Raw genomic sequence first — 26,504 nt, 5'->3', positions numbered from 1 at the left:
GTGGGGCGCGGTGTCCTCAGATGATCGTCAGGTGCGGTCGTACAGCAGGTCCCAGACGCCATGGCCGAGCTTCTGGCCGCGGGTCTCGAAGTGGGTCTGCGGGCGCCAGTCCGGGCGCGGCACGCTGCCACGCGGGCCGGCACGGTTGACCAGCCCGGCGGTGGCATCGAGCACGTCCCACATCTGCTCGGCGTAGTCTTCCCAGTCGGTGGCGCAGTGCAGGCGGCCGCCCGGGCGCAGCTTGCGCACCAGCAGGTCGGCGAACGCCGGCTGCAACAGGCGGCGCTTGTTGTGGCGCTTCTTGTGCCACGGGTCCGGGAAGTAGATGCGCACTTCATCCAGCGCACCGTCGGCGATCTCGTTCTGCAGCACCTCCACGGCATCGTGGTGGTACAGGCGCACGTGGTCGGCGTTGTCCTCGGCCAGCGCGTTCAGCAGGCGACCCACGCCCGGGGCATGCACTTCGATGCCGATGTAGTCGCGCGACGGGTCGTGCTGGGCGGCGAAGCGCAGCGCGGCACCGTTGCCGAAGCCGATTTCCAGCACCTTGTGCGCCGGGCGGCCGAAGGTGGCATCCAGGTCGCGCGGCTGGCCGTTGTAGTCGATGCCGAAGCGCGGCCAGCGTTCATCGAACGCGCGCTGCTGGGCGGGAGTGAAGCGGCCCTGGCGCAACACGAAGCTGCGCACCTCGCGGCGGCCCTCGCTCACGGTGAAGGGCTTGGGCGGGGCCTTGGAGCCGGCGCTGTCAAAAGGATTGGTCATCAGCCGATCAGCCCATCCACCGGGGAGGAGGCGCTGGCGTAGCGCTTGCGCGGAATGCGCCCGGCCAGGAAGGCCTCGCGGCCGGCCTCGACTGCCTTGCGCATGGCGCTGGCCATCAGCACCGGGTGGCGTGCACCGGCAATGGCGGTGTTCATCAGCACGCCATCGCAGCCCAGCTCCATTGCGATCGCCGCGTCGGAGGTGGTGCCCACGCCGGCGTCGACGATGATCGGCACCTTGGCGTCTTCGATGATCTGCAGCAGGTTGTACTTGTTCTGGATGCCCAGGCCCGAACCGATCGGCGCGGCCAGCGGCATCACCGCGGCGCAGCCGATCTCTTCCAGGCGCTTGGCCAGGATCGGGTCGTCGGAGGTGTAGACCATCACCTCGAAACCGTCCTTGACCAGCTGCTCGGCAGCCTTGAGGGTCTGCACCACGTCCGGGTACAGCGACTTCTGGTCGCCCAGCACTTCCAGCTTGGTCAGGTTGTGGCCGTCCAGCAGCTCACGGGCCAGGCGGCAGGTGCGCACGGCATCTTCGGCGGTGTAGCAGCCGGCGGTGTTGGGCAGGATGGTGTAGCGCTCCGGCGGCAGCACGTCGAGCAGGTTCGGCTCCCCCGGGTTCTGCCCGATGTTGGTGCGGCGGATCGCCACGGTGACGATCTGGGCGCCTGCAGCCTCGGTGGCCAGGCGGGTTTCTTCCAGATCCTTGAACTTGCCGGTGCCGGTCAGCAGCCGCGAGCCATAGGTCTTGCCGGCGATCACCAGCGAATCGGGGGAGACATGAACGTTCATGGCGCGATTATCGCCTATCCGCCTGAAGATGGGGTCATACAGCGGGCAGGGCCGAGCATGGGGTCAGAGCCCTTTGCCACCGGCAAAGGGCTCTGACCCCTGAAGACCCGCGCAGCCTCAACCCCCGCCCAGTGCGTGCACGATCTCGACCACATCACCCTCGGCCAGTACATGTTCGCCGTGGCGGCTGCGGCTGACGATTTCGCCATTGACCTCCACGGCCACCCGGCGCTGCAGCAACTGCTCGGCCTCGAGCAGGTCGTGGACGGTCGCCGAAGCGGGCAGGGTGCGGGGTTCGCCATTGAGCTGGATGTTCATCCGCGCATTGTCGCCGATAGCCCGCCGGGATCGGAACGCTTGCAAATTGAACGGGGCGCCAGCTCCGGCACAGCAGGTTTCCCGGTGATCGGGCGACAATCCATGCGGCGGCGCAGCGTGAGCAAAACGCTGCGCAGTGAAACCATTCACCGTGCGCCGGCGTACGTGCGCCGGGTCCCCAATGATTTCCCCACAGGAGTTTCCTACATGCAGCTCAGCAAACACCCGATCCGCTCCCTGATGGCGGCCGCGATCGCGCTGGCCGCGCTTCCGGCCATGGCAGGCGAATCCCCGTATTCCAAGGCCGTGTTCTTCGGCGACAGCCTGACCGATGCCGGCTATTTCCGCCCGCTGCTGCCGGCCGATGTGCGCCCGGTAACCGGCCAGTTCACCACCAACCCGGGCTGGGTGTGGTCGCAGCAGGTCGCCAACTACTATGGCCTCAATGGCGCCGCCAATGGCAACGGCCAGAGCGGTGACAACTACGCGGTCGGCGGTGCCCGCGTCGGCGTGGACGTGGCGAGTCCGATGGGAACCATCCCGTCGCTGAAGTCGCAGGCGGCCCGTTATCTGGCTGCCAATGGCGGCAAGGCTGACGCCAATGTCCTGTATACGGTGTGGGGCGGTGCCAATGACCTGTTCGCCGCCGCCGCTGCGCCGACGCAGGCACAGGCCATCATCGGCGCCGCCGTCACCGACCAGATCGCCCTGGTCGGCGCGCTGAAGCAGGCCGGTGCCGAATACGTGCTGGTGCCGAACCTGCCCAACGTCGGCCTGACTCCGGCCTTCCGCGGCCCGAATGCCGCCGCTGCCACCGCGTTGTCGGCCGGCTACAACAAGGCGCTGTACGGCGGGCTGAAGCAGGCCGGTATCGAGTTCATTCCGCTCGATACCTTCACCGTTCTGGGCGAAGTCGCCGCCAATCCAGGCATGTATGGCTTCACCAACGTCACCAGCACCGCCTGCAAGATCGATCCGGCCAACTCGACGCAGAGCATCCTGACCTGCAATCCGACCAGCTACGTCAGCCCGGATGCGGCCAACACCTATCTGTTTGCCGATGGCGTGCATCCGACCACGGCGGGCCACCAGCTGCTGGGCCAGTACGCGGTCTCGGTGCTGGAAGCCCCGCGCCTGCAGCAGGTGCTGAGCCACTCGGCGCAGACCATCGGTCGTTCGCGTGCCGATCAGGTCAGCATGCACCTGGGCGGTCGTTCGGCCGACGGCCTGTCCTGGTGGGGTGGCGTGCGCGGTGACCTGCAGCGTTACGACCACGCGGATCTGTACGACGGCCTGGCGCCGGCCGGCCTGTTCGGCATCGACTGGGCGCGCGACGGCATGGTGGTCGGCGGCTTCGCCGGCTTCGGCCGCCTCAACGCCGATTTCGGCAACAGCCGTGGCGACTTCACCCAGAAGGACACCACCGCCGGTCTGTTCGCCGGCTGGTACGGCGATCGCATCTGGGTCAACGGCCAGGTCAGCTACACCTGGCTGTCGTATGACGTGAACCGCAAGGTCCAGCTCGGCCCGGCCACCCGCGAGCACGGTGGTTCGCCGGACGGCAGCAACCTGACTGCCGCCCTGAACGCCGGTTACGAGTTCGGCACCGAAGGCGGCTTCCGCCACGGTCCGATCGCTTCGGTGATCTGGCAGAAGGTGAAGATCGATGGTTACACCGAAAGCGCTGCGGCCGGCACCCTGGCCACCGCGCTGGGTTACGACCGACAGAACGTTGATTCGACCGTTGGCCGCATCGGCTGGCAGGCACGCTTCGATGGCGGCACCGTCAAGCCATACGCGCAGCTGACCTACGACCACGAGTTCGAAGACACCAAGCAGGCCAGCGCATGGCTGCAGACGCTGCCGGAGCTGGGCAGCTACCGCGTGCCGGGCCTGAAGTTCGACAAGGACTACGCCACCGTGGTGCTGGGTGCCCGTACCGAGCTGTTCGGCCTGCAGAGCAACTTCGGCCTGAGCGCTTCGGCCGGGCAGAAGCGTGCCCAGGACGCGACGCTGTTCGCCAACTTCAGCGGCAGCTTCTAAGCAGAAACCAGGCGGGGTCGGATCCCTTTCGGCAACCAAAGGGCTCCGACCCCGCTCTGATGCGGGGGGGCACCATTGCACAACACCGGCCCCAGCGCATAGACTTTCCACCGCAACGCGGGCGTAGCTCAATGGTAGAGCTGTAGCTTCCCAAGCTACTGACGTGGGTTCGATTCCCATCGCCCGCTCCACCCTGCGGTCTGGGCCAGTATCAGATGCTCCGGGTTTCCGCACAGCCCTGTGGTTCAACCTGCAGTTTCCACGTTGCTGCGCCACGCGGTCCTGCCACAGCTGCCGTTGATCGACGCTGCTTCATGCGCATGCGTCGCTCTGCACGTAATCGAGCTCTTCCCGCAGCGCATTGAGATTGAGCATCAGCAGTTTTGACGCCTGTCGAATGTCGCGACGGTCGTAGCGTGCCTGTGACTCGTGGTCGCGCGCCACCAGACCCGCTCCGGGCATCTGGTGCAGGCGCTGTGCGCGGCGCACCAGGCAGTCCAGTCCGAAGATCCGCGACAGCATCCGCCCCAGAACAACCCGGCCTGCCTGGTTGAGGTTCTGCGTATCGATGTCGTAGAACTGGGGTGCCTGAGCCGCAGCGAAGCGGCTGTAGGGGTTGGCCTGCAGGACGTCGCGCAGATTCGCGAACCCGCCAACATGCATCTCATGCAGGGCAATGTCGGCCAGGTGTTGGCACAGCAGATCATTGGTTCCATCGAAGATCGTGTACACCCGTGCATCCAGCAGGGCGTGTGCAGCGATGTTGTCCGCACCGGTGCGGTAGCCTTCTCCGCCGCACAGCTGTTGGTAGTCGATGGCGGAATCCAGCATCAGTTCCGACGACAGCACCTTGGTGGCCAGGGAGGCGAACATGCTGCCGGAGATATCGCAGGTGTAGTCTTCTTCAAGCAGAAGATGGTGGTAAAGCGCGTTGCAGATCACGTAGTGGTTGCGGATGCGCGACACTTTGTAGCGCACGTATTCGATGTCATACAGGGAGCCTTCGCCGATCTGTCGGTTCTGCGTCTGCGACAGCGCTTCCCGGTAGAGACGGCGCAGAAAGCCGCTGGACATGGCCGCCTTGCTGAACCTCGACGCGCACAGGATCTCGGCTGTATCGCCCAGTCCCGTGCGACGCTTGTCGAGCCGCCGATGGGGGGCGACCCGGATGTCGATTTCGTTCAGCCCGTACCCCAGGTTCTTCAGGCCCAGGCTGTCGTAAACCTCGGTGGTAACGAAGCCACCGTCCGAGCGCCGGTGCACGAAGTAGCCGAATTGCTTTCCGGCGTACTGGCGGGCGCACACGATCCACCAGTCGGCCTGTGCGCTGAAGGCCTGCCAATGCTTGCTGCCCCGCACGTAGTAGCTGCCATCCTGTTCTTCATAGGTAGTCTTCATGCGCGACAGGCTCGAGCCATGCTCCGGCTCGGTGAAGGCGATGCCGCCGATCACGGGGTTTTCGAGGAAGTCCTCGAAGACCTCCGCCTGCAGCCGGGACGATCCGCTGAGCGCTACGTTGCGCAGGAAAAGCACGGTTACGATCATCGTGTACATGCCCAGCGGCAGGTTGTACTCCGACATCATTTCAATCACTTCGCACATTTCGCGGTGGTTGTGCCGCCCCTCGTGCGACACCGGAATAGCGGGCAGGCAGATGCCCTCGTCCATCAGTTGCGCCCAGCGCTCCTTGGGCAGCGGCTCCTGCGGCAGCGCATTGCTGTCGAACACGGGCAGCAAGTTCTGGATCTGCCGCAGGAAGCTCTCGGTGTCGCGGTGGGTCTTGTTCAGCATGATGGTTCCTTCATCGCAAGTGATTGGGCGTACTCCTCGGTGAAGAAGATCGACAGGGCGCGCCGTCGCGTGCCGTCGATCTCCTGCGTAGCGTTGGCGGCGTAGTCGAAATGGACCATCACGCAGCGTCCGCTGGCGACCTGCTGGCCGCATTGGAAGGCGTTCTGCACGATGGACAGGGACGACCGGCCGATCGCATCAATGCGGGTGTCGATCTCGACGTCGTGCTCTGCGCGGATCTGTTTCAGGAAGTCGACCTCATAACGGCGCAGGATCAGACTGAGATCGCGCATGTTTCCGGTTTGGCTGAAATGCAGGAAGATCGGAAGGCGGCCATGCTCGAACCACACCGGCAGCGCGGTGTTGGTGACATGCCCGAGCACATCGACTTCGGAAAATCGCGGAGAGATGACAATGCGCACACGGAGCTCCTTGGAGGCTGGTGAGGTTCATCCGGCGCCGCGCGGGGCGCGTGCCGCCCACGGCAGGGCGACGGCGGCGACATGCAGCGCGGCACTGAGCCATAGCGCTCCATCCAGACCGGTACGATCGGCCACTGCGCCGGCGGCCACCGGACCGATGGCCTGGCCGGCGGCGAAGGCGAGGTTGAACAGAGCCATCGCGCGGCCTATGCGCGCTGCGGGCAGGTTCTGCCGGACAAGGACCGCGATGGCGGCTGCAGCGATGAAGACGCTTGAGCCGAACACCGCAGCGGAAACAAACAGGCCCGTCGTGCCGCCCAGCAACGGTGCCAGCGTGCCCAGCAGTGACACCGCGCAGCACGCTGACAGCACGTGCGCGCCAGGCCATGCACCCAGCGCGCGCCGCCAGAGCATTCCCGAACACAGGATTGCGATGCCCAGCACCGTCCACACGGCGATGCCCTGCTGCCAGGACAGTCCGTGGTCGCGCAGCCACGCAAAAATGAAAGTGAGATAGATGATGTAGCCACCGGCCCAGCAGAAGTAGGCTGCCAGGCAGGCACCCAGGTGCCGAAGTGGCAGCGGCGCATGGTCGTGGGCTTCAGTGACGGCGGTTGATTCCTGTATCCGGCCGGCCAGTGTCATTGGCCATATCGAGGCGAGAAGCCCAACGGCCCCCAGCACCAGCCACGCCGTTGGCCAGGTTGCGGCCCCATGGATGGCCAGCAGCGGCGCCACGGCCAGGCCGGCGGCAATGAGCCCGATGCCGGCGCCGCCGAAGAACAGACCTGTTGCCGCTCCGCGACGGTTGGGTGCATGCCGGTAGTGCAGCAGCACGAGCGTGCTGCCGCAGGCCGAGACCCAGGCAGCGCCAACGCCGTTGAGCACGCGTTGGGTGCTCAGCCAGGGCAGGGCACCGCTGGCGCCGGTCACGGCCAGAGTGAACACGCACAGCCCCAGGCCTGCCTGGAACAAGCGGCGTGCGCTGACCCGGTGCAGAAGCGCATAGGCGGTGCCTGCTCCAAGCACATAGCCGAGCGCATTTGCCGTGTTGAGCCAACCCGCCTGCGCATAGGTCCATTGCAGATCCTCGCGCATGGCGGGAAGCAGCAGTGCGTAGGCAAATCGCCCCAGGCCGTTGGCAACCGCCATCGACAGGCACAGGGCGAAGGCTGGCCACAGTGATGGCAGTACTGCAGGCGAGCCCATCAACACCGTGCTGCGTGGCTCTGTCTGCATTGCTCAAGCCCCCGATGTGATGACCGCGTGACCTATTAAAGCGTTGCTGGTCTACACTGCGAGGTGTCTTGATTGACAAAAAACAATCCAGAATGGACAAGCCTGAATTCATCATCGCGGTGCTCGACGGGACGTTGGCTGCCAGCGTGGGCGCGACACTCGATGTACTGGATTTCGCCAATCGCTCGGCCGAGCGCCTCGGTCAGCCGGCGCTGCGCTGGCGCGTGGCAGGCAGCCGTCGCCAGTTGCGGTTGAGCAATGGCATGACGCTGAAGGCCGAGCCGCTGTCCAGCATCGGCGATGGGGCTGCCGGCGTACTGGTCATACCCAGCCTGGGGCTGGACGGCATGCTCGATGCCAACGGGCACGAGCCATGTGGACTGGACGCCCGCTACACCGACGGTATTGCATTGCGCCGGTTGGCCATGCCGGATGCCCAGCATCTGGCACGCTTGGCTGCCCACTTCCACGCGAGCGGGGGCAGGGTCTGCGCCAGCTGTTCGGGGGTACTGGTGCTGGGGGAGGCTGGATTGCTCGACGGCCGTCGTGTCACCAGTCATTGGGCATTGGCGGGCCTGCTGCGTCGGCGCTTCCCGCAGGCACGGCTGGATCCGGCCTGCATGGTGGCAGAGGAAGGTCGACTGACCACGGCAGGAGCAGCAATGGCACAGATGGATCTGATGCTGCACCTGGTGCGCCAGTACTCCGGGCGTGACGTTGCCGAGGCGGTCATGCGTTTCCTGCTGGTGGACAGCCGCACCACCCAGGCTCGCTACATGGCCTGGCAGGATGCCGACCACGATGACGACACCGTGCGCCGTTTCGAATCGTTGATCGAAACCAGCCTTCCGCATGCTCTGGGCATGGAAGAAGCGGCCCGGCGCCTGCACCTGACGGCGCGTACCCTGGCCCGACGCGTCCATCGGGTTACCGGCAGTTCGCCACGGGTGCTGGTGCAGACAGTACGGATGCGGATGGCTCAGCGGCTTCTGGAGCGGACAGATCTTTCGGTGGAGGATGTGGCCGAGCGGGTTGGCTATGCCAATGCAACGTCGCTGCGGAAGCTGACGTTGAAGATGACGCAGCTGACACCGGCACTGTTGCGCCAGCGGCTCTGAGTACATCCATCATCGCAGCGCCACACGCCCGCGCTATGCTGCGCGCCTGCCGCCCGATCCTGCCGCGATGAAGCTCGCCATCCTGTCCCGCAACAGCTCCCTGTACTCCACCCGCCGGCTGGTCGAGGCGGCGCGCGCGCGCGGCCACACCGTTCGCATCCTGGACCCGCTGCGCTGCTACATGCGCATCGCCGCTGATGGCTTCTCGATGCACTACAAGGGCCGGCCGATGACCGGCGTGGACATGGTCATCCCGCGCATCGGTGCCTCGATCACCCGCTACGGCACCGCAGTACTGCGCCAGTTCGAACTGATGGGCGCACGTACCCCGAATCCGTCCGACGCGATCCTGCGTTCGCGCGACAAGCTGCGTGCACACCAGCTGCTGGCGGCCAAGGGCATCGACATGCCGGTCACTGTGTTCGGCGACAACCCTGACGACACCGTCGACCTGTTGTCCATGCTGGGCCCGCCGCCGCATGTGGTGAAGCTCAACGAGGGTACCCAGGGGCGGGGCGTGATCCTGACCGAGAAGGCCAGCGCCTCGCGCGGCATTGTCGAGGCCCTGCGCGGGTTGTATGCCAATTTCCTGATGCAGGAGTTCATCGGCGAAGCCAAGGGGGCGGATCTGCGCTGCTTCGTGGTCGGCGACCAGGTGGTGGCCTCGATGCAGCGTCAGGCGCCGGAAGGTGACTTCCGCTCCAACCTGCATGCGGGGGGGACGGCGGTGGCGGCCAAGGCCAGCCGTGCCGAGCAGCAGGTGGCGGTGCGGTCGGCCAAGGCACTGGGACTGTCGGTGTGCGGGGTGGACCTGATCCGCTCCGCGCGCGGCCCGCTGGTGCTGGAGGTCAACTCCACGCCGGGGCTGGAAGGGATCGAGGCTGCCTGCGGGGTGGACGTGGCCACGCGCATCATCGAGCACGTCGAGAAGCTGAAAAAACCTTGAAATTTCAGTTGCTTGAGATTCTCATGGGCGGATGAGGCCGGCTTTAACAAGCCTTTAATCGGCCCGCGCGTAGGCTTCAGCGAACCGCAGCTCTGCCTCTCAGCAGGATCGGTATCGGGATACAACTTCAGACCCAGGCGGGGGCACCGCCTGGGTCTTTTTTATGCCTGCCCGGCGTCCCTTGTGGAGGCAGCGTGACGCCCGTAGAGTGGCCCCCATCGTTCCTGGATGGATCGGAGGCTGGCGATGTACCGCATCACGATGATCGCGTTGTTGCTGTCCCTGGCCGGATCTGCTGCGGCCAAGCCGGAGAAATCCGTTGTGCAGATGGACCGGCAGTCGCCGGTGGCCGAGCAGGTACGCCAGGTGGAAAAGGCCCTGGGTGATGGCGATTACAGCGAGATTTCCGCTGATGACCGCAGCGAGGTGCGCCAGGCACTGGCCCGGATCACCGCGCGGATGGGAGGCCACCAGAGCCTGCAGGAACTGCCACCGCAGGTGCAGGGGGAAGTCTTCAACGACCAGGAGCGGATCAATACCCTGCTCACCCGCGCCCATGAGGACAGCCGGCAGATCTGCCAGCACACGCGCACCACCGGCAGCAACATGCCGAAAAGCCGCTGCCTGACGGTGGCGGAGCGCCGCCGGATCGAAGAAAAGGGCAAGGCTCTGTTGAACGACCAGCGCACCTTCAACAACTTCAACCCTGCCAGCTCGCGGTAGGGCCACCGCTGCCCCGACCATTGGCACTTGCTGGCGTGAAGGTGGTGCGAATAGAGTCGGGATTCGCCACAGACAAGGATTTGTTTGCCATGAAACAGGCTTTGATGTCGGCCGTCCTGTTGTCAGGACTCGCCTTGGTCAGTACCGCATCGGCATCCAGGGGCAAGGACGTGTTCGTGCCCGGTCAGCCGCTGCAGCAGCAGATCGCGCGTATCGAGGTGGAGCTCAAGGACGGCGAAACCTATTCGGAACTCAAGCAGGACGAGCGCACCCGCGTCAACGACGCCCTGGCACGCATGCGGGCGGCGGTGGAGCAGTACCCGGCACGTGATTCCATGCCTGAACCGGTGCAAACCCAGGTCTTCAACGATCAGCAGGTCGTGAACACGGTTTTGACACAGGCGCGTGAAGATAGTCGTCTAATATGCCAACGTGAAAAGCCCATCGGTTCCAATCGGACCACGACGCAGTGCATGACCGTTGCCGAGCGCGCTCGGCAGAAGGAACGGGCTCAGCAGGACATGAGGCAGGTCATGCGCGCCGGCAGTACAGTCAATTAGAGGTGACAGTGAGAATCCTGGTAATCGAAGACAACAGCGACATTGCGGCCAACCTGGGCGACTATCTGGAGGACCGGGGGCATACGGTGGACTTCGCGGCTGACGGGGTCACCGGCCTGCATCTGGCCGTGGTGCACGAGTTCGACGCGATCGTGCTGGATCTCAACCTGCCAGGCATGGACGGCATCGAAGTCTGCCGCAAGCTGCGCAACGAAGCGCGCAAGCAGACGCCGGTGCTGATGCTGACGGCCCGCGATTCGCTGGACAACAAGCTGGCCGGCTTCGATTCCGGTGCCGATGACTACCTGATCAAGCCGTTCGCGCTGCAGGAAGTGGAAGTGCGTCTGAACGCCCTGTCGCGCCGCGGCAAGGGCGTGCAGACCCGCGTGCTGGAAACCGGCGATCTGGAGTACAACCTGGACACGCTGGAAGTGCGCCGCCAGGGCAAGCTGCTGCAGCTCAACCCGACCGCGCTGAAGATCCTGCAGGCGCTGATGGAAGCGGCGCCGGCGGTGGTGACCCGCCAGGAGCTGGAAACCCGCGTGTGGGGCGAGGAACTGCCCGACTCGGATTCGCTGCGCGTGCATATCCATGGCCTGCGTGCGGTGGTCGACAAGCCGTTTGAAGTGCCGCTGATCCAGACCCGCCATGGCATCGGATACCGCATCGCCACCCCGGAAGCCTGATTCCGTGGCAACCAAGGGGGAGCGCCGGCGCACGCCATACAGGCGGCGCCTGCGCAGCCGCATCATCGTCTCGTTCGTATTGTTGGGCTTCTGCCTGACAACACTGTTCGCGTTCGCCACCAACTGGGCCCGCCTGCGCGTGGAAAACCAGCTGGTGGAAGAGCTGATGAACCGCAACATCGACGAGTACGCGCGGCGCTACTACGAACACCCGGGCCACAACCCGGACGCGCCGGTGCTGCAGATCCGTGCGTATGCCTATTCCAAGGACAAGTTCGACCGGGTGCGCGAAGAGCGCGCGCAGTGGGCGGGCTTCTCCGATGGCATCCACAGCGTCAGCGGCGACGAACACGGCGAACCCTATTCCTACAAGCTGGCCGTGCGGAAGACGCCCGACGCCTGGTTCTTCCTCGCCTATGACATGACCGACAGCGTGCGCGGTGGCAAGCAGCTCAACCGCGCGCTGGTGTTGTCGGTGCTGGTGTTCAGCGTGCTGTCGCTGGTGCTGGGCTGGTGGTCGGCGTCGAAGGTGATGAAGCCGGTGTCGGACCTGGCCGCGCGGCTGCGTGCGTACCGTGGCGGTACCAGTGAACCTGAGCCCTTGGCGCCGCGCTTTCCCGATGACGAAGTGGGGCAGCTGGCACAGGCGCTGGACGATTATTCCTCGCGGCTGACCGAAGTCGTTCAGCGCGACCGCGAGTTCAATGCAGACGTCAGCCATGAATTGCGCACGCCGCTGGCGGTGATCCGCGGGGCCACCGAGCTGCTGCTGACCCGGCCCGGCCTGGACGAGAAGGTGCTGCAGCGCCTGCAGCGCATCCAGCGAGCCGAACAGCAGTGCAGCGACCTGATCGGCGCATTGCTGCTGCTGTCGCGCAACGAGCGCGGGCAGGGCACCAGCAACGTGGCGCGCGTGGCCGAGCAGCTGCTGGATGCGCACCGCGCGCAGCTGGGCGGCAAGCCGCTGGAGCTGCTGCTGGAAGGCGAGCGCAACCTGGTGATCGATGCACCCGAGGCGGCGCTGTCGGTGGCGCTGGGCAACCTGATCGGCAACGCGGTGAAGTACTCGCAGGACGGCGAAGTGCGCGTCTTCGTCGGCACCAATTCGGTATCGGTGACGGACAGCGGCCCAGGCCTGAGCGAGGAAGATGCAGCCAAGCTGTTCCAGCGTGGCTACCGCGGCACGCACGCCGGCCATTCGCAGGGTGGCGGCATCGGCCTGTCGATCGTCAGCCGTCTGTGCGACCTGTACGGCTGGCAGGTGAGCGTGCGCCCCGGTGGCGAGCGCGGCGTGATTGCCACCCTGACGTTCTCGCCGAAACCCTTGTAAGCGCCTGCCTCGTGTAGAGCCGAGCCTGCGCTCGGCTGCCCTGGCTTTCCGGAGCCGAGCATGGGCTCGGCTCTACAGTAGATCCACGCCACGCGTGGATGCGCTCCGGCAGTGCCGGCCGCTGGCTGGCAACCAGAGTTACAGTAGATCCACGCCATGGGTGGATGCGTTCCGGTAGTGCCGGCCGCTGGCCGGCAACCAGACCTCACCCCCGGGCCAACCCCAGATACCGCGCATGCAGCTGTTCCACCTGCGCCTGCAGGTCCTCCGGCCGTCCATCATTGACCACCACGTCATCGGCCAGCGCCAACCGCTGCGCGCGGCTGGCCTGGGCGGCAATCATCCGGTCAGCCAGCGCAGCGTCGATGCCATCGCGCTGCATCAGGCGGGCATGCTGCACGGCTTCCGGCGCATCCACCAGCAGTACCCGGTCCAGCCACGGGTATGCCTTCCGCCCACCGACCTCGGTCAGCAGCGGAATGGCGGCAATCGCATACGGGCTTTCAGCCTGCTCGCACTGCTGTTGCATCAGCAGGCGGATGGCCGGATGGGTGATGGCTTCCAGCGCCGTCCGCTCGGCCGGATCGGCAAAGACGTGGGCGCGCAGGCGACCCCGGTCCAGGCTGCCGTCGGCCAGCAACATGCCGGCGCCGAAGCGCTCGGCGATGCGGGCCAAGGCCGGGCTGCCGGCGGCGACCACGGCCCGGGCGGCCAGGTCGGCGTCGGCCACCACGATGCCCAGCGCCTCGAAGCGCCGGGTCACCTCGCTCTTGCCGGCGGCGATGCCGCCGGTCAGGCCAACCACGTAGCGGCTCATGGGGACTCCCCTCAGCGCAGCCCGCTCATCACCATGTACTGCTCCACCAGCGGCGCACCCCACATGAAGTACAGCCAGCCGGCGATGGCCAGGTAGGGCCCGAACGGAATCGGGGTGGCGCGGTCACGGCCCCGGCTGTACAGCCAGATCGAGCCGATGATGGCGCCCAGCACCGAGGACAGCAGGATGATCGGCAGGATGCCCTTCAGGCCACACCAGGCACCCAGGGCCGCCAGCAGCTTGAAATCGCCGTGGCCCATGCCTTCCTTGCCGGTCAGCTGCTTGAACAGCCACCAGACCGTCCACAGCGACAGGTAGCCCACCGCCGCGCCCACCAGGGCGGGCTTGGCCGGCATGTAGAGGTTGTCGATGCTGCCTATCAGCCCCAGCCACATCAGCGGCAGGGTGAGCTGGTCGGGCAGCAGCTGCGTGCGCAGGTCGATGCCGGACAGGGCGATCAGGAAGCAGGTCAGCACGATGGCGCCGAAGCCCTGCCAGCCGAAGCCGAACTGCCAGACGCAGGCCACCACCAGCAGCGAGGTCATCGCCTCCACCAGCGGGTACTGCAGCGAGATCGGCGCCTTGCAGTGGCGGCATTTGCCGCCCTGGATGATCCAGCTGAACAGCGGGATGTTCTCGTACCAGCTCAGCTTGTGCTTGCAGTGCGGGCAGTGCGACGGCTCGACCACGATCCCCGGCGGGGGCGGTTCATAGAAGTCCGGTTCCTCCAGGACTTCGCGCGCATCGCGCTTCCACTGCCATTCCAGCCGCTTGGGCAGGCGCAGGATGACGACGTTCAGGAAACTGCCCAGCAGCAGTCCGAAGGCGGCCGCGGCGGGGTAGCCGAGGCCAGGATGCTGGTCGAGAAAAGCCATGTATGTGTTATCCGACGACGGCGCCGAGTTTGAAGATGGGAAGGTACATGGCAATCACCATGCCGCCCACAATGGTACCAATGAACACCATGATCATCGGTTCCAGCAGGCTGCTCAGGGCATCCACCGAATTGTTGACCTCCTGCTCATAGTACTCGGCCACCTTGAACAGCATGGCATCCAGCGCGCCGGCCTCTTCACCGATGCCGGTCATCTGGATGACCATGTGCGGGAACAGGTTGGTCTGCTTAATCGACATGTTCACCGGGTAGCCTACCGAGACGTCGTCACGCATGCGCAGCACCGCCTCTTCGTACACGGTGTTGCCGGTGGCACCGGCCACGATGCCCAGCGCCTCCACCAGCGGCACACCGGCCTTGAAGGTGACCGCGGTGGTGCGCGAGAAGCGGGCGATGGCGCTGTTGTGCATGATCTGCCCGATCACCGGTACCTTCAGCACGAACCGGTCCATCGCGTGCTGCATCTTCGGCGAGCGCTTGTAGGCCATGATGGCACCGACAGCGGAGCCCACCACGATCAGGAATATCAGCCACCACCACGACACCATGAACCGCGAGAGGTTCACCACCAGCTGGGTGAAGGCGGGCAGCTCGGCGCCGAAGCTCTTGAACACGTCCTCGAACTGCGGCACCACGAACACCAGCATGATGCCGCTGACCAGCATGGCTACCACCACCACCATGATCGGGTAGAACAGCGCCTTCTTGATCTTGCCCTTCAGCGCTTCGATGTTCTCCTTGTAGGTGGCCACCGTGTCCAGCACGGTTTCCAGCACGCCGGCGCCTTCGCCGGCCCGCACCAGGTTGCGGTACAGCTCGTCGAACTGCACCGGGTGCTTGCTGACCGCCTCGTACATGGAGGAGCCGCCCTCGATGTCGGTGCGGATGGTGTCCACCAGCTTCTTCATCCGCGGGTTCTTGTGCCCGCTGGCGATGATGTCCAGCGCCGACACGATCGGCACGCCGGATTTCATCATCGTGGCCATCTGCCGGCTGAAGAAGGCGATGTCCTTGGGCTTGACCGGGCTGCCGGCGGCGCCGAACAGCGGCTTCGGCTTGGGCTTGACCTGGCCCGGGTTGATGCCCTGGCGGCGCAGTTCGGCGCGCAGCAGGTTGGCGTTCTTGGCCAGCTGCTCGCCCTTCATCTTCACGCCCCGCTTGTCGGTCCCCTCCCAGACAAACGGCTGCAGTTCCATGGTGGCGCGCGCCACCGGCTCTTTCTTGATCGCACTGCGACTGACAGACATGTTGGCTCCCCAAGACCCGCCATCCCCAGGCGGGTAACTAGCCATCGATGGTAGCGGGTTCAAGGCCGGATGGGCAGTTGGCAGGCGGCCCTGCGTGCGATTTCGTGCCGGGTGCCGACCAAAGGTGACGCACTGCGTCACATTGCCGCGTCCATCGCAGATTCGGATGCGGGGGGTTCCCATCCGCGAAATTGCTGCCATCATGGGCGCGGGGAAATCCAGGGGGAGGCGTGCCGGGGTTGGCACGCAACCTGCGTTGATCCACCCGCAGGGCATGGGGCCCGCTCATGCCGGCGCTGTCCGGTCCGATCCCGTGCACTGAACTCAACCACCACTATCTTGGGGATGTACCAATGAAGAACCAGAAGGGCTTCACCCTTATCGAACTGATGATCGTCGTCGCGATCATCGCCATCCTGGCCGCCATCGCGCTGCCGGCTTACCAGGACTACACCTCGAAGTCGAAGGTCACCGCTGCGCTGGCCGACCTGGCCTCGCACAAGACCCAGTTCGAGATGGAAAAGAGCGCGGGTCGCGTTCCGACTCCGAACAGTGCTGGTTTCCAGGGTACCTCGACTGGCAGTTGCTCGACGATCGCCGTGGACGGTGATGGTATGACTTGCACCATCCGTGATCCGGGCCGCATTGGCACCGGCTCCACCATCGCGTTGACTTACACGGATTCGGTTGTTGATGCCACCACTGGTGCCATCACGACTGCTGGCGGCTTCGCCTGCGTTACCAATGCTGTTGACGCCAAGTTCAAGCCGAAGGGCTGCAGCTGATCTAATGATTTCCTGAGTGGCGCGTAGCATACGCTCCCTTCATTTCATGAGATGAACACAGGGCCCGCTTCGGCGGGCCTTGTGCTGACCGGGCCGTGAAATCCGGTCAGCAGGCAGCAATGGGGATTGCTGGATCAAACAGGGGGAATCATGTACACCCAGAAGGGTTTCACGCTCATCGAACTGATGATCGTGGTGGCCATCATCGCGATCCTTGCGGCGATTGCGACTGTGGCATTTCAGCCATACGTCGTGCGCACCCAGTTGGCGGCGGCGCTTGCGGATATCACGCCGGGAAAGACCAAGGTGGAAATCCTCGTCAACGAGAACCGTCCGGCCAGTCTGGTGACAGCCGATCTTATCGGCGGTGCCCAGAACGCCCACTGCTCCAACGTCGAGGCCGAGCTCAGTGAATCCGGTGTCGGCCATATCAGCTGCACCCTGAAGGGCCACAGCGTGCTGGACGGCAAGGACCTGATCCTGCGCCGCTCCGCCGAGGGCATCTGGAGCTGCGATGGCAGCGCGTTCGAAGCGCGCTATCGCCCGACCGGCTGCTGATCACACTTCAGCGCTTCAATGGGATGCTGGCCGCCCCTTGACGGGGCTATCATCCCCGGGGGAGTCAGGATCGTGCCTGCCGGGCCGGGAGTGCCGGGCAAGGCAGTGTTGCTCATGGATTGGCGATGCCGGTGGCCATTGGGTCGCGGCGGGTTCTGCTGCCCCGTGCGGTGTCCGTGCAAGACGCACGGCATGGCATGACCCCATGAGCCAAGGATTCATATGAACGCTGTCACCACCGCCAATCTTGTCGGCATCACCGGCCTGGCCCGTCGTCTGGTGCAGGACGGGGCCCTGGACGAGGCCACCGCCCGCGACGCCATGGCCAAGGCCGCGGCCGCCCGCCAGCCACTGCCGACGTGGTTCGCGCAGAACAAGCTGGTCAATGCCTCGCAGCTGGCCGCCGCCAATGCGGTCGAGTTCGGCATGCCGCTGTTCGACGTGTCCACCTTCGACGCCAGCCAGAACGCGATGAGCCTGGTCAGCGAGGAGCTGCTGCGCAAGCACAACGTGCTGCCGCTGTTCAAGCGCGGCGGCAAGCTGTTCGTCGGCACCAGCAACCCGACCCACTCGCTGGACGAGATCAAGTTCCACACCAACCTGGTGGTCGAGCCGATCCTGGTCGACGAGGACCAGATCCGCCGCACGCTGGAACAGTGGCACGCCAGCCATGACACCCTCGGCGACGCCCTGGGTGGCGATGACGATGGCATGGGCAATCTGGACGTGGCGGCCGGCGACGAGGATCTCGGCGCCACCGGCGGCGATTCCGGCATCGACGCCAAGGGCGACGACACCCCGGTGGTGAAGTTCGTCAACAAGGTGCTGGTCGATGCGATCCGCAAGGGTGCCTCGGACATCCACTTCGAGCCCTACGAAGACGATTACCGCGTGCGCCTGCGCATCGATGGCCTGCTGAAGATGGTCGCGCGCGCGCCGGTGAAGTTGAACCAGCGCATCGCCGCCCGCCTGAAGGTGATGGCACAGCTGGACATCGCCGAGAAGCGCGTCCCGCAGGACGGCCGCATCAAGCTCAACCTGTCCAAGACCAAGCAGATCGACTTCCGTGTCAGCACGCTGCCGACCCTGTTCGGCGAGAAGGTGGTGCTGCGTATCCTCGATGGCAGCGCGGCCAAGCTGGGCATCGACAAGCTGGGCTACGAGCCGGACCAGCAGAAGCTGTTCCTGGATGCCATCCACAAGCCCTACGGCATGGTGCTGGTGACCGGCCCGACCGGTTCGGGCAAGACCGTGTCGCTGTATACCGCGCTGGGCATCCTCAACGACGAGACGCGCAACATCTCCACCGCCGAAGACCCGGTGGAAATCCGCCTGCCGGGCGTCAACCAGGTACAGCAGAACAACAAGCGTGGCATGACCTTCGCCGCGGCGCTGCGCTCGTTCCTGCGACAGGACCCGGACATCATCATGGTCGGCGAAATCCGCGACCTGGAAACGGCGGAGATCGCGATCAAGGCCGCGCAGACCGGCCACATGGTGCTGTCCACGCTGCACACCAACGATGCGCCGCAGACCATCGCGCGCCTGATGAACATGGGCATTGCGCCGTACAACATCACCAGCTCGGTGACGCTGGTGATCGCCCAGCGCCTGGCACGCCGCCTGTGCGGCAACTGCAAGCGCCCGTCCAGCCTGCCCGAACATGCGCTGCTGGCCGAAGGCTTCACCCAGGCGCAGCTGGATGCGGGCATCGAGCTGTACGAGGCCGTGGGCTGCGATGAATGCACCGAGGGCTACAAGGGCCGGACCGGCGTCTACCAGGTCATGCCGATGACCGATGAGATCGCCACCATCGTGCTGGCCGGTGGCAATGCGCTGCAGATTGCCGAGGCGGCGCAGCAGATCGGCGTGAATGACCTGCGCCAGTCGGCGTTGAAGAAGGCCGCAGCGGGCATCACCAGCCTGGCCGAGATCAACCGCGTCACCAAGGATTGATGCAACGCGGTTTTCCGTAGAGCCGAGCCCATGCTCGGCTCCACAGTAGATCCACGCCATGCGTGGATTACGTGGCCCCAATCACCGCGCAGCCGAGCATGGGCTCGGCTCTACTCCATCCCCAGCTTCTTCAACTTGTAGCGCAGCGCACGGAAGGTGATGCCCAGCTGCGCGGCAGTACGGGTCTTGTTCCAGCGGTTCTCTTCCAGCGCACGCTGGATGGCGCTGCGCTCGAGCTGCTCGATGTAGGAGGGCAGGGCGGCGCTGCCCGGCTGCAGGTCGGCCACCGCTTCGGCGGGCGCCGCGCTGCCGGGTGCACGCGGCGCGTGCTGCGGCAGGCGCAGGTCGTCGGCGCCGATGCAGTCTTCCTCGGCCAGGGCCAGCGCACGTTCCAGGATGTTCTCCAGCTCGCGCACATTGCCCGGGAACGCGTACTGCGCCAGCGCTTCCAGCGCCGACGGCGCCAGCAGCGGGGTGGCACGGCCGTGGCTGCGGGCCAATCGGGCCAGCACGGCCGCGGCCAGTTCGGGCAGGTCCTGACGGCGCTCGCGCAGCGGCGGCACCTTCAGTTCGATCACGTTGATGCGGTAGTACAGGTCGTGGCGGAAGCGCCCGTCCTCGACCAGCTCGGCCAGATCCTTGTGGGTGGCCGAGAGGATGCGGACATCCACCGGCTCCTCGTTGGCCGCCCCCACCGCGCGCACCGACTTTTCCTGGATCGCGCGCAGCAGCTTCACCTGCATCTGCAGTGGCAGTTCAGCCACTTCGTCCAGGAACAGGGTGCCGCCATGCGCCGCCTGGAACAGGCCGGGCTTGTCGGCGTGCGCGCCGCTGAAACTGCCCTTGCGGTGGCCGAAGAATTCGCTCTCCATCAGCTCGCCGGGAATGGCGCCGCAGTTGACCGGCACGAACGGGCCGGCCGCGCGCGCGCCCTGCGCATGGATGGTGCGTGCGACCAGCTCCTTGCCGACGCCCGACTCGCCGAGGATGTAGACCGGCGCCTGGCTGCGCGCGACCTTGCCGATGGTGGTGCGCAGCACATCCATGGCCTGTGAGTGGCCGAGCAGGCGCCCGCCCTGTTCGGCGTTGGGGCCCGGTGCCGGGCGCTCGGCGTTGTTGAGTTCCAGCGCGTGCTTGACCAGTCCGCGCAGCACCGAGATGTCCACCGGCTTGCTGACGAAATCGAACGCGCCGGCCTTCAGCGCCTCCACGGCCAGATCCATGCTGCCGAACGCGGTGATCATCGCCACCGGCGTGCGCGGGTAGTGCTGGGCGATCTCGCTGACGAGCTCGATGCCGTTGCCATCCGGCAGGCGCATGTCGGTGATGCACAGGTCGTACGGATTGCTGGCCAGCAGCTCACGTGCCTCGGCCAGGTTCGCGGCGGTACTGATGCGCAGCCCCATGCGGCCGAGGGTCAGCACCAGCAGTTCGCGGATGTCGCGTTCGTCGTCGACGACGAGGGCGCTGCGGGTTTCATTCATGGGCGTGAAAGATAAACGAGGGGGCTGGAAGCGACAAATGTTTGACGCACAGGATGGGAATCAGCTGGGCAGCAGCGTGTGTGGACCGGGCAGCACCAGGCGGAAGCAGGAGCCGCCGGCCGGCACCGCGATGTAGTCCAGGCGGGCCTGGTTGGCCCGGCACAGTTCGCGCGCGATATACAGGCCCAGTCCGGTGCCATGCTCGGACGTGGTGAAGAAGGGCCGGAACAGCTGCGCGGCCACGCTCTCGGGGATACCCGGGCCACGGTCCATCACGTCGATCACCGCGCTGCGTTCGTGCTGGGCCACGCGCAGCCGCACCCGTGCCGGCTGCTGGCCGATGCGGCCGTACTTCAGCGCGTTGTGCACCAGCACGGTCAGCACCTGGTAGAGATGCTTGGTGTCGACCTGGGCCATCACCGAGGTATCGCTGATGATCGGTTCGATGCTGTCGGTCTCCAGGGTCTGGCCCTGCTTGTACTCCAGCACGAAGCGGCGCACGAAGGCGACCAGGTCCACGTTCTCGGGCGTGGCACGCTCGCGCCGTGCCAGGCCCAGCACGCTTTCGACGATGCCGTTGGTGCGCTGGCATTGCTGGCGGATGATCTGCAGCAGGCGGCGGTCGCTCTCGTTGAAGCCGGTACCTTCCTCGAGCAGCTGCACGGCATAGTTGATCGCCGCCAGCGGGTTGCGGATCTCGTGGGCGAGGCTGGCCGAGAAGCGGCCCATCGCGGAAAGGGTGAGCGATTCGGCGCGGCGCGAGACCACGCTGGAATCATCCAGGAACACCAGCGCAAGGTCGCTGCCGGCCAGCAGGCGGGCGAAGCGCGGCTGCACTTCCGGCTGGTCGGGGTTGAGCTGCAGCGGCAGTTCGTCCTGTGCCCAGCCATTGCGCCAGCGCTGCAGCCTGCGCGCCAGTTCCGGTGCGGCGCTGGCCAGGTCCAGGCGCCCGCTTTCGCCGTTGCCGTCGTTGTCGCCCAGCAGCATCGAGGCGGCTTCGTTGGCCAGGGTGATGCGGTTGTCGGCGTCCACCACCAGCACGCCGGTGCGCATGCGGCGGATGATCAGTTCGTTGATCTGGAACAGGTTGGCTACTTCGTCGCCGCGCTGGTTGGCCAGTTGCTGGTTGCGGCGAGCGCGGTTGCCCACCTGGTAGCTGATGAAGGCCAGTGCCAGGTAGCTGGTGGCGAACATCGCCAGTTCGGCCAGGGTGCGGGTGGGGTCGCCGCCTTCCAGCAGCTTCCATGTGTACTCCACGCCGGTGGCCAGACTGGCGGCCAGCGCCAGGCCCAGCCCCAGGCTGAGCGGGAGCAGGGTGGCGGCGGCGGCGATGTTGAACAGCAGCGACATCGAGATGCCGGCACTGGCGCCGGGCAGGGCGTGCGACAGCAGGGTGGCGGCCACGATATCCACCAGCACGCCGCTGACCACGATCGGACGCAGCCAGCGTTCGTTGCGGCCGAGTGCCAGGGCCAGCAGCGACAGGGCCAGGTAGATGACCGCAACGACGTCGGCCAGCCGCGGGTGATGGGCTTCACCGACCATGGCCGACAACGGGCTGTAGAGCAGGGCGGCGATGACCGTAGCGATCAGCACCCGGTACAGCGCGAAGAAATACAGTTCACGCCGCGGAATCGATTCGATGCGGTCGATCAATGAAGCACTGGGTGACACGCCGGAACTCCCCTTCTGGCTGCCTGGGTCTGGATTCTGCGGCGGGCCTGGCCGGCGCCCCCTGAAGCCGGGCCGGCACGTCGCGTTTGCGAAGGGCAGTATAGGGCCCCCGGCCGGGCGCCGCCGAAGTGGCCCGGATCGCGCATTTATGATGGTGGAAATCTGCCCGCGTCCGGCGTTTTGTACAGACTTCTTTGCGCCCCGGCGCCGGCTCGGCCACAATAGTGGGCCCGCCGCGGTCCATGCCGGCGCCCCGCCGGGGCCCTGAGGAATTGCGTGCGGTCGTTCCTATTCCCACGGTGACGCATGAATTTCCACGAATACCAGTCAAAACAACTGCTTGCCGAGTACGGCATCCCGGTCCCGGCCGGCAAGGTCGCTGCGACCCCGGACGAAGCGGTTGCCGCTGCCAACTCCCTGGGCCAGGGCCCCTGGATGGTCAAGGCGCAGATCCACGCTGGCGGCCGCGGCAAGGCTGGCGGCGTCAAGTTCTGCAAGACCACCGACGACGTGAAGGCCGCTGCGGCCAAGATGCTCGGCACCAAGATGGCCACCTACCAGACCGCAGGCGTTGAACTGCCGGTCAACCTGGTGCTGGTGACCACAGCCGGCGAGATCGTCAAGGAACTGTACCTGTCGGTGCTGGTCGACCGTGGCACCAAGACCATCACCTACATCGCCTCTTCGGAAGGCGGCGTGGAGATCGAGCAGGTCGCTGCTGAAACCCCGGAGCTGATCCACTCGCTGAACGTCGACTTCGTCGAAGGCGTGCAGGGTTACCACGGCCGTGATTTCGGCTTCAAGCTGGGCCTGACCGCCAAGCAGGCCGGCCAGTTCGCCAGCATCATGGTGAACCTGTACCGCCTGTTCAACGAAAAAGACCTGGCCCTGGTTGAAATCAACCCGCTGGCCATCCTGGACGACGGCAACCTGTACGCGCTGGACGGCAAGTTCGACAGCGACGACAACGCCGCGTTCCGCCAGAAGGCCCTGGTCGCCATGCGCGACAAGACCCAGGAAGATCCGACCGAAGTGATCGCTTCGGAGCTGGACATCAACTACGTCACCATGGACGGCAACATCGGCTGCATGGTGAACGGCGCCGGCCTGGCCATGGCCACCATGGACGTCATCAAGCTCAACGGCGGCGAGCCGGCGAACTTCCTGGACGTGGGCGGCGGTGCCAACAAGCAGCGCGTCATCGAAGCCTTCAAGCTGATCCTGTCCTCGGACAAGGTCGAAGGCATCTTCGTCAACATCTTCGGCGGCATCGTCCGCTGCGACATGATTGCCGAAGGCATCATCGCCGCCGTGAAGGAAGTGGGCGTCAAGGTTCCGGTCGTGGTGCGCCTGGAAGGCACCAACGTGGAAGAAGGCAAGCAGCTGCTGCGTGACAGCGGCATGGCCATCATCCCGGCTGACAACATCAACGATGGCGCCAAGAAGATCGTTGAAGCTGTCAAGAACGCCGCCTGATACCGACACCAAGGAATTCCAATGTCTGTTTTGATCAACAAGAACACCAAGGTGATCGTGCAGGGCTTCACCGGCCAGCAGGGCACCTTCCACGCCACTCAGATGATCGAGTACGGCACCCAGGTTGTCGGCGGCGTGACCCCGGGCAAGGGTGGCACCACCCACATCGACCTGCCGGTCTTCAACACCGTTGCCGACGCCGTGCAGAGCACCGGCGCCAATGCCTCGGTCATCTACGTGCCGCCGCCGTACGCGGCTGACGCGATCCTGGAAGCCGCTGCTGCCGGCATCAAGGTCATCGTCTGCATCACCGAAGGCATCCCGGTGCTGGACATGCTGCGCGTCAAGAACGTGCTGACCCGCTCGCATCCGGACACCGTGCTGATCGGGCCGAACTGCCCGGGCGTCATCACTCCGGGTGAGTGCAAGATCGGCATCATGCCGGGCCACATCCACCAGCCGGGCAAGATCGGCATCGTGTCGCGTTCGGGCACCCTGACCTATGAAGCGGTCAAGCAGACCACCGAAGTCGGCCTGGGCCAGTCCACCTGCATCGGCATCGGTGGCGACCCGATCAACGGCCTGAACTTCGTCGACTGCCTGAAGCTGTTCAACGAAGACCCGCAGACCGAAGGCATCATCATGGTGGGCGAAATCGGCGGCGACGCCGAGGAAGCCGGCGCCGAGTACATCAAGAACCACGTGAAGAAGCCGGTCGTCGGTTTCATCGCCGGTGCGTCGGCTCCGGCCGGCAAGCGCATGGGCCACGCCGGTGCGATCGCCTCGGGCGGCAAGGGCACTGCCGAAGGCAAGTTCGCTGCCATGGAAGCTGCCGGTGTTGTCACCGTCCGCTCGCCGGGCGACCTGGGCGCTGCCATCGCCAAGCTGGTGAAATAAGATTGTTGCCGGCCTGCGGCCGGCACGATCGGTAGAGTCGACTGTTAGTCGACTGCTCTACCTGCTTCAATAGAACAGCCGCCTCCGGGCGGCTGTTCTGCGTCTGGCAGTGTCCCGGTCGGCTCCATCCACGCACGGCGTGGATCTACTGAGCCAGGGCTGTCCACGCAGTGAGCGCGCCCGGCGCGCGCATGGCGCGGCGTTACAATGGCGGCATTGCAACCACAGGCTGGATTCCCATGGCTTCGATCCGCATCGCGATGGCGCAGTTCGACTTCCCGGTCGGCGATGTCGCCGGCAACACCGAGCGCATCATCGAGATGATCGGCCAGGCGCGCGACGAGTACGGCGCCGAGCTGGTGATGTTCCCCGAGCTGGCGGTGAGCGGCTATCCGCCGGAAGACCTGCTGCTGCGCCCGGGCTTCCTGTACGAGTGCGAGCAGGCAATGACGCGCATCGCCGCGGCCTGCCGCGGCATCACCGCGGTGGTCGGCTGGCCGCAGGCGGCTGGCGCGGTGGTCTACAACGCCGCCAGCGTGCTGCGCGATGGCCTGGTCGAGCAGACCTACCGCAAGCGTGAGCTGCCCAATTACGCCGTGTTCGACGAACGCCGCTACTTCGATGTCGATCCGGACGGTGGCAGCTGCGTGTTCGAGGTCAACGGCATTCCGGTGGGTCTGCTGATCTGCGAGGACCTGTGGTTCGCCGAGCCGTTGGCCGACACCGTGCGCGCCGGCGCGCAGCTGGTGGTGGTACCCAATGCCTCGCCGTACGAGCGCGGCAAGCACGCCCAGCGCGATGCGGTGCTGGCCGCACGTACCCGCGAGAGTGGCGCGGCAATCGCCTATCTCAATGTGGTCGGTGGCCAGGATGCGCTGGTGTTCGATGGCGCCTCGGTGGTGGCCGATGGTGACGGCACGGTGCACCCCGCCGCCGCCGCCTTCGTCGACCAGTGGCTGGTGGTGGAGTACGACGGCGAAACGCGCCGCTTCATGCCGCACGTGTGGATGGACGATGGCGACGAAAGCATGGATGCACTGGCGTGGCGTGCCGTCACCCGCGGCATCCAGGACTACTGCCGCAAGAACGGCTTCAGGAAGGTGTGGCTGGGCCTGTCCGGTGGCATCGATTCGGCACTGGTACTGGCCATGGCGGTGGACGCGATGGGGGCGGAGAACGTCACCGCGGTGCGCCTGCCGTCGCGCTACACCGCCGGCCTGTCCAATGACCTGGCGGCCGAACAGTGCCAGGCACTGGGCGTGAAGCTGGAAGCGGTCTCGATCGAGCCGGCGTTCAAGGGCCTGATGGAATCGCTGGCGCCGATGTTCGAGGGCACCACGCCGGACGTGACCGAAGAGAACCTGCAGTCGCGCAGCCGTGGCGTGATCCTGATGGCGCTGGCCAACAAGTTCGGCGGCTTGCTGCTGACCACCGGCAACAAGAGCGAATACGCGGTGGGCTACGCCACCATCTACGGCGACATGTGCGGTGGCTATGCGCCGTTGAAGGACCTGTACAAGACCGAAGTGTTCGGCCTGTCGAAGTGGCGCAATACCGTGGGCGGTGCACCGGTGATCCCGCCGGCGGTGATCAGCCGCCCGCCGTCGGCCGAACTGCGCGAGAACCAGCTGGACCAGGACTCGCTGCCGGCCTACGACGTGCTGGACGGGATCCTGTACCGCTACATCGACCAGGAGCAGTCGCGCACGGAGATCGTTGCCGCCGGTTACGCCGCCGCCGTGGTCGACCGCGTGCTGCGCCTGGTGCGCATCAGCGAATGGAAGCGGCACCAGGCCGCGCCAGGGCCCAAGGTCTCGCGTCGCGCGTTCGGCCGCGAGCGTCGTTACCCGATCAGCAACGGCTACAAGGGCTGAGGTAGCGGTGGGGGGTAATGCCGGCCGCTGGCCGGCAACCCGTTGGCCCCTCTCCGGTGGGTGCGGACCTTGGTCCGCACGATCGTCGAAGATCATCCACGCATGTCGT

At 65.7% G+C, this 26,504-nt stretch carries 24 protein-coding genes and 1 tRNA gene; 14 read left to right on the top strand and 11 right to left on the bottom strand.

Annotation, left to right across the window (positions count from 1 at the left end; all coding sequences use genetic code 11):
* Positions 1-27: 27 nt before the first annotated feature.
* From trmB to thiS, 3 genes are all read right to left on the bottom strand, one after another.
* Positions 28-762: a tRNA (guanosine(46)-N7)-methyltransferase TrmB gene (trmB, locus tag AASM09_RS17810; protein WP_049429900.1), complete on the bottom strand. Its 735-nt coding sequence runs from the start codon at positions 760-762 to the stop codon at positions 28-30.
* Positions 762-1,556 (bottom strand): thiazole synthase, encoded by a 795-nt coding sequence (locus AASM09_RS17805; protein WP_049429901.1) that lies wholly within the window; start codon positions 1,554-1,556, stop codon positions 762-764. Before AASM09_RS17805 ends, trmB begins: the two co-directional genes overlap by 1 nt.
* Before the next feature lie 117 nt (positions 1,557-1,673).
* Positions 1,674-1,874, bottom strand: coding sequence for a sulfur carrier protein ThiS (gene thiS / locus AASM09_RS17800; protein WP_049429902.1), 201 nt, complete (start codon positions 1,872-1,874; stop codon positions 1,674-1,676).
* Positions 1,875-2,081: 207 nt separating this feature from the next.
* Here thiS and AASM09_RS17795 point away from each other — a divergent pair, with 207 nt between their 5' ends.
* Positions 2,082-3,917 carry an autotransporter outer membrane beta-barrel domain-containing protein gene (locus AASM09_RS17795; RefSeq protein ID WP_100443667.1) on the top strand — a complete coding sequence of 612 codons (1,836 nt, stop codon included), beginning with the start codon at positions 2,082-2,084 and terminating at the stop codon, positions 3,915-3,917.
* Positions 3,918-4,034: 117 nt separating this feature from the next.
* A tRNA-Gly gene (locus AASM09_RS17790) sits at positions 4,035-4,108 on the top strand.
* Positions 4,109-4,229: 121 nt separating this feature from the next.
* On the opposite strand, the gene AASM09_RS17785 is transcribed toward AASM09_RS17790, so the two are convergent.
* The 3 genes from AASM09_RS17785 to AASM09_RS17775 are packed head-to-tail and all read right to left on the bottom strand — an operon-like array spanning position 4,230 to position 7,339.
* The gene (locus tag AASM09_RS17785; protein ID WP_049429904.1) at positions 4,230-5,708 is read right to left on the bottom strand and encodes an acyl-CoA dehydrogenase family protein; all 1,479 of its coding nucleotides are present in this window, start codon (positions 5,706-5,708) and stop codon (positions 4,230-4,232) included.
* Positions 5,702-6,130: an acyl-CoA thioesterase gene (locus AASM09_RS17780; protein WP_049429905.1), complete on the bottom strand. Its 429-nt coding sequence runs from the start codon at positions 6,128-6,130 to the stop codon at positions 5,702-5,704. The genes AASM09_RS17785 and AASM09_RS17780 overlap by 7 nt, the downstream gene beginning before the upstream one ends.
* Before the next feature lie 27 nt (positions 6,131-6,157).
* Entirely contained in the window at positions 6,158-7,339 is a 1,182-nt protein-coding gene (locus AASM09_RS17775) for a YbfB/YjiJ family MFS transporter (protein WP_049429906.1), read from the bottom strand.
* A gap of 122 nt (positions 7,340-7,461) precedes the next feature.
* Between AASM09_RS17775 and AASM09_RS17770 the strand changes: the two genes are divergently transcribed.
* The 6 genes from AASM09_RS17770 (at position 7,462) to AASM09_RS17745 (ending at position 12,732) form a co-directional block, all read left to right on the top strand.
* The gene (locus AASM09_RS17770) at positions 7,462-8,487 is read left to right on the top strand and encodes a GlxA family transcriptional regulator (RefSeq protein ID WP_100443665.1); all 1,026 of its coding nucleotides are present in this window, start codon (positions 7,462-7,464) and stop codon (positions 8,485-8,487) included.
* A 67-nt stretch (positions 8,488-8,554) separates the two neighbouring features.
* Positions 8,555-9,433: a 30S ribosomal protein S6--L-glutamate ligase gene (rimK, locus tag AASM09_RS17765; protein ID WP_005410807.1), complete on the top strand. Its 879-nt coding sequence runs from the start codon at positions 8,555-8,557 to the stop codon at positions 9,431-9,433.
* Between the two features lie 246 nt (positions 9,434-9,679).
* The gene (locus tag AASM09_RS17760; RefSeq protein WP_049429908.1) at positions 9,680-10,156 is read left to right on the top strand and encodes a hypothetical protein; all 477 of its coding nucleotides are present in this window, start codon (positions 9,680-9,682) and stop codon (positions 10,154-10,156) included.
* 89 nt (positions 10,157-10,245) lie between these two features.
* Positions 10,246-10,716, top strand: coding sequence for a hypothetical protein (locus tag AASM09_RS17755; protein WP_005410805.1), 471 nt, complete (start codon positions 10,246-10,248; stop codon positions 10,714-10,716).
* Positions 10,717-10,724: 8 nt separating this feature from the next.
* Positions 10,725-11,402, top strand: coding sequence for a response regulator transcription factor (locus AASM09_RS17750; RefSeq protein WP_005410804.1), 678 nt, complete (start codon positions 10,725-10,727; stop codon positions 11,400-11,402).
* The gene (locus AASM09_RS17745) at positions 11,365-12,732 is read left to right on the top strand and encodes a sensor histidine kinase (protein WP_049429909.1); all 1,368 of its coding nucleotides are present in this window, start codon (positions 11,365-11,367) and stop codon (positions 12,730-12,732) included. The genes AASM09_RS17750 and AASM09_RS17745 overlap by 38 nt, the downstream gene beginning before the upstream one ends.
* Before the next feature lie 205 nt (positions 12,733-12,937).
* Here AASM09_RS17745 and coaE read toward each other — a convergent pair whose 3' ends face one another.
* Genes coaE through AASM09_RS17730 form a run of 3 tightly spaced genes read right to left on the bottom strand, consistent with a single transcriptional unit; the run spans position 12,938 to position 15,691 of the window.
* A complete protein-coding gene (gene coaE / locus AASM09_RS17740) occupies positions 12,938-13,549 on the bottom strand; it encodes a dephospho-CoA kinase (RefSeq protein ID WP_049429910.1) in 612 nt (203 codons plus the stop codon).
* Between the two features lie 11 nt (positions 13,550-13,560).
* Positions 13,561-14,424 (bottom strand): prepilin peptidase, encoded by an 864-nt coding sequence (locus AASM09_RS17735; RefSeq protein ID WP_049429911.1) that lies wholly within the window; start codon positions 14,422-14,424, stop codon positions 13,561-13,563.
* 7 nt (positions 14,425-14,431) lie between these two features.
* On the bottom strand, positions 14,432-15,691 hold the full coding sequence (locus tag AASM09_RS17730; RefSeq protein WP_343368554.1) for a type II secretion system F family protein: 1,260 nt from the start codon (positions 15,689-15,691) through the stop codon (positions 14,432-14,434).
* Between the two features lie 353 nt (positions 15,692-16,044).
* Between AASM09_RS17730 and AASM09_RS17725 the strand changes: the two genes are divergently transcribed.
* The 3 genes from AASM09_RS17725 to pilB all read left to right on the top strand — a co-directional run bounded on the left by AASM09_RS17725 (position 16,045) and on the right by pilB (position 18,990).
* Complete coding sequence (locus AASM09_RS17725; protein ID WP_049429913.1) at positions 16,045-16,476, top strand: pilin; 432 nt, start codon at positions 16,045-16,047, stop codon at positions 16,474-16,476.
* A 150-nt stretch (positions 16,477-16,626) separates the two neighbouring features.
* Positions 16,627-17,034 (top strand): pilin, encoded by a 408-nt coding sequence (locus AASM09_RS17720; RefSeq protein WP_049429914.1) that lies wholly within the window; start codon positions 16,627-16,629, stop codon positions 17,032-17,034.
* 222 nt (positions 17,035-17,256) lie between these two features.
* Positions 17,257-18,990: a type IV-A pilus assembly ATPase PilB gene (pilB, locus tag AASM09_RS17715; RefSeq protein WP_005414305.1), complete on the top strand. Its 1,734-nt coding sequence runs from the start codon at positions 17,257-17,259 to the stop codon at positions 18,988-18,990.
* A 110-nt stretch (positions 18,991-19,100) separates the two neighbouring features.
* On the opposite strand, the gene AASM09_RS17710 is transcribed toward pilB, so the two are convergent.
* Both AASM09_RS17710 and AASM09_RS17705 read right to left on the bottom strand, forming a co-directional pair.
* A complete protein-coding gene (locus AASM09_RS17710) occupies positions 19,101-20,474 on the bottom strand; it encodes a sigma-54-dependent transcriptional regulator (RefSeq protein WP_005410795.1) in 1,374 nt (457 codons plus the stop codon).
* 60 nt (positions 20,475-20,534) lie between these two features.
* A complete protein-coding gene (locus AASM09_RS17705; RefSeq protein WP_049427898.1) occupies positions 20,535-22,148 on the bottom strand; it encodes a sensor histidine kinase in 1,614 nt (537 codons plus the stop codon).
* Positions 22,149-22,454: 306 nt separating this feature from the next.
* Between AASM09_RS17705 and sucC the strand changes: the two genes are divergently transcribed.
* The 3 genes from sucC (at position 22,455) to AASM09_RS17690 (ending at position 26,395) form a co-directional block, all read left to right on the top strand.
* A complete protein-coding gene (sucC, locus tag AASM09_RS17700; protein ID WP_004154430.1) occupies positions 22,455-23,624 on the top strand; it encodes an ADP-forming succinate--CoA ligase subunit beta in 1,170 nt (389 codons plus the stop codon).
* A gap of 21 nt (positions 23,625-23,645) precedes the next feature.
* Positions 23,646-24,521, top strand: a complete 876-nt coding sequence (gene sucD / locus AASM09_RS17695) for a succinate--CoA ligase subunit alpha (RefSeq protein WP_005410793.1) — start codon at positions 23,646-23,648, stop codon at positions 24,519-24,521.
* 239 nt (positions 24,522-24,760) lie between these two features.
* A complete protein-coding gene (locus AASM09_RS17690; RefSeq protein WP_049429147.1) occupies positions 24,761-26,395 on the top strand; it encodes an NAD+ synthase in 1,635 nt (544 codons plus the stop codon).
* Positions 26,396-26,504 lie beyond the last annotated feature (109 nt).

The sequence above is a fragment of the Stenotrophomonas maltophilia genome (assembly GCF_039555535.1).
In the GTDB taxonomy this organism is placed as follows: Bacteria; Pseudomonadota; Gammaproteobacteria; order Xanthomonadales; family Xanthomonadaceae; genus Stenotrophomonas; species Stenotrophomonas maltophilia_Q.
Note: the sequence above shows the minus strand (reverse complement) of the source record. Positions and strands in the feature narration are given on the sequence as shown.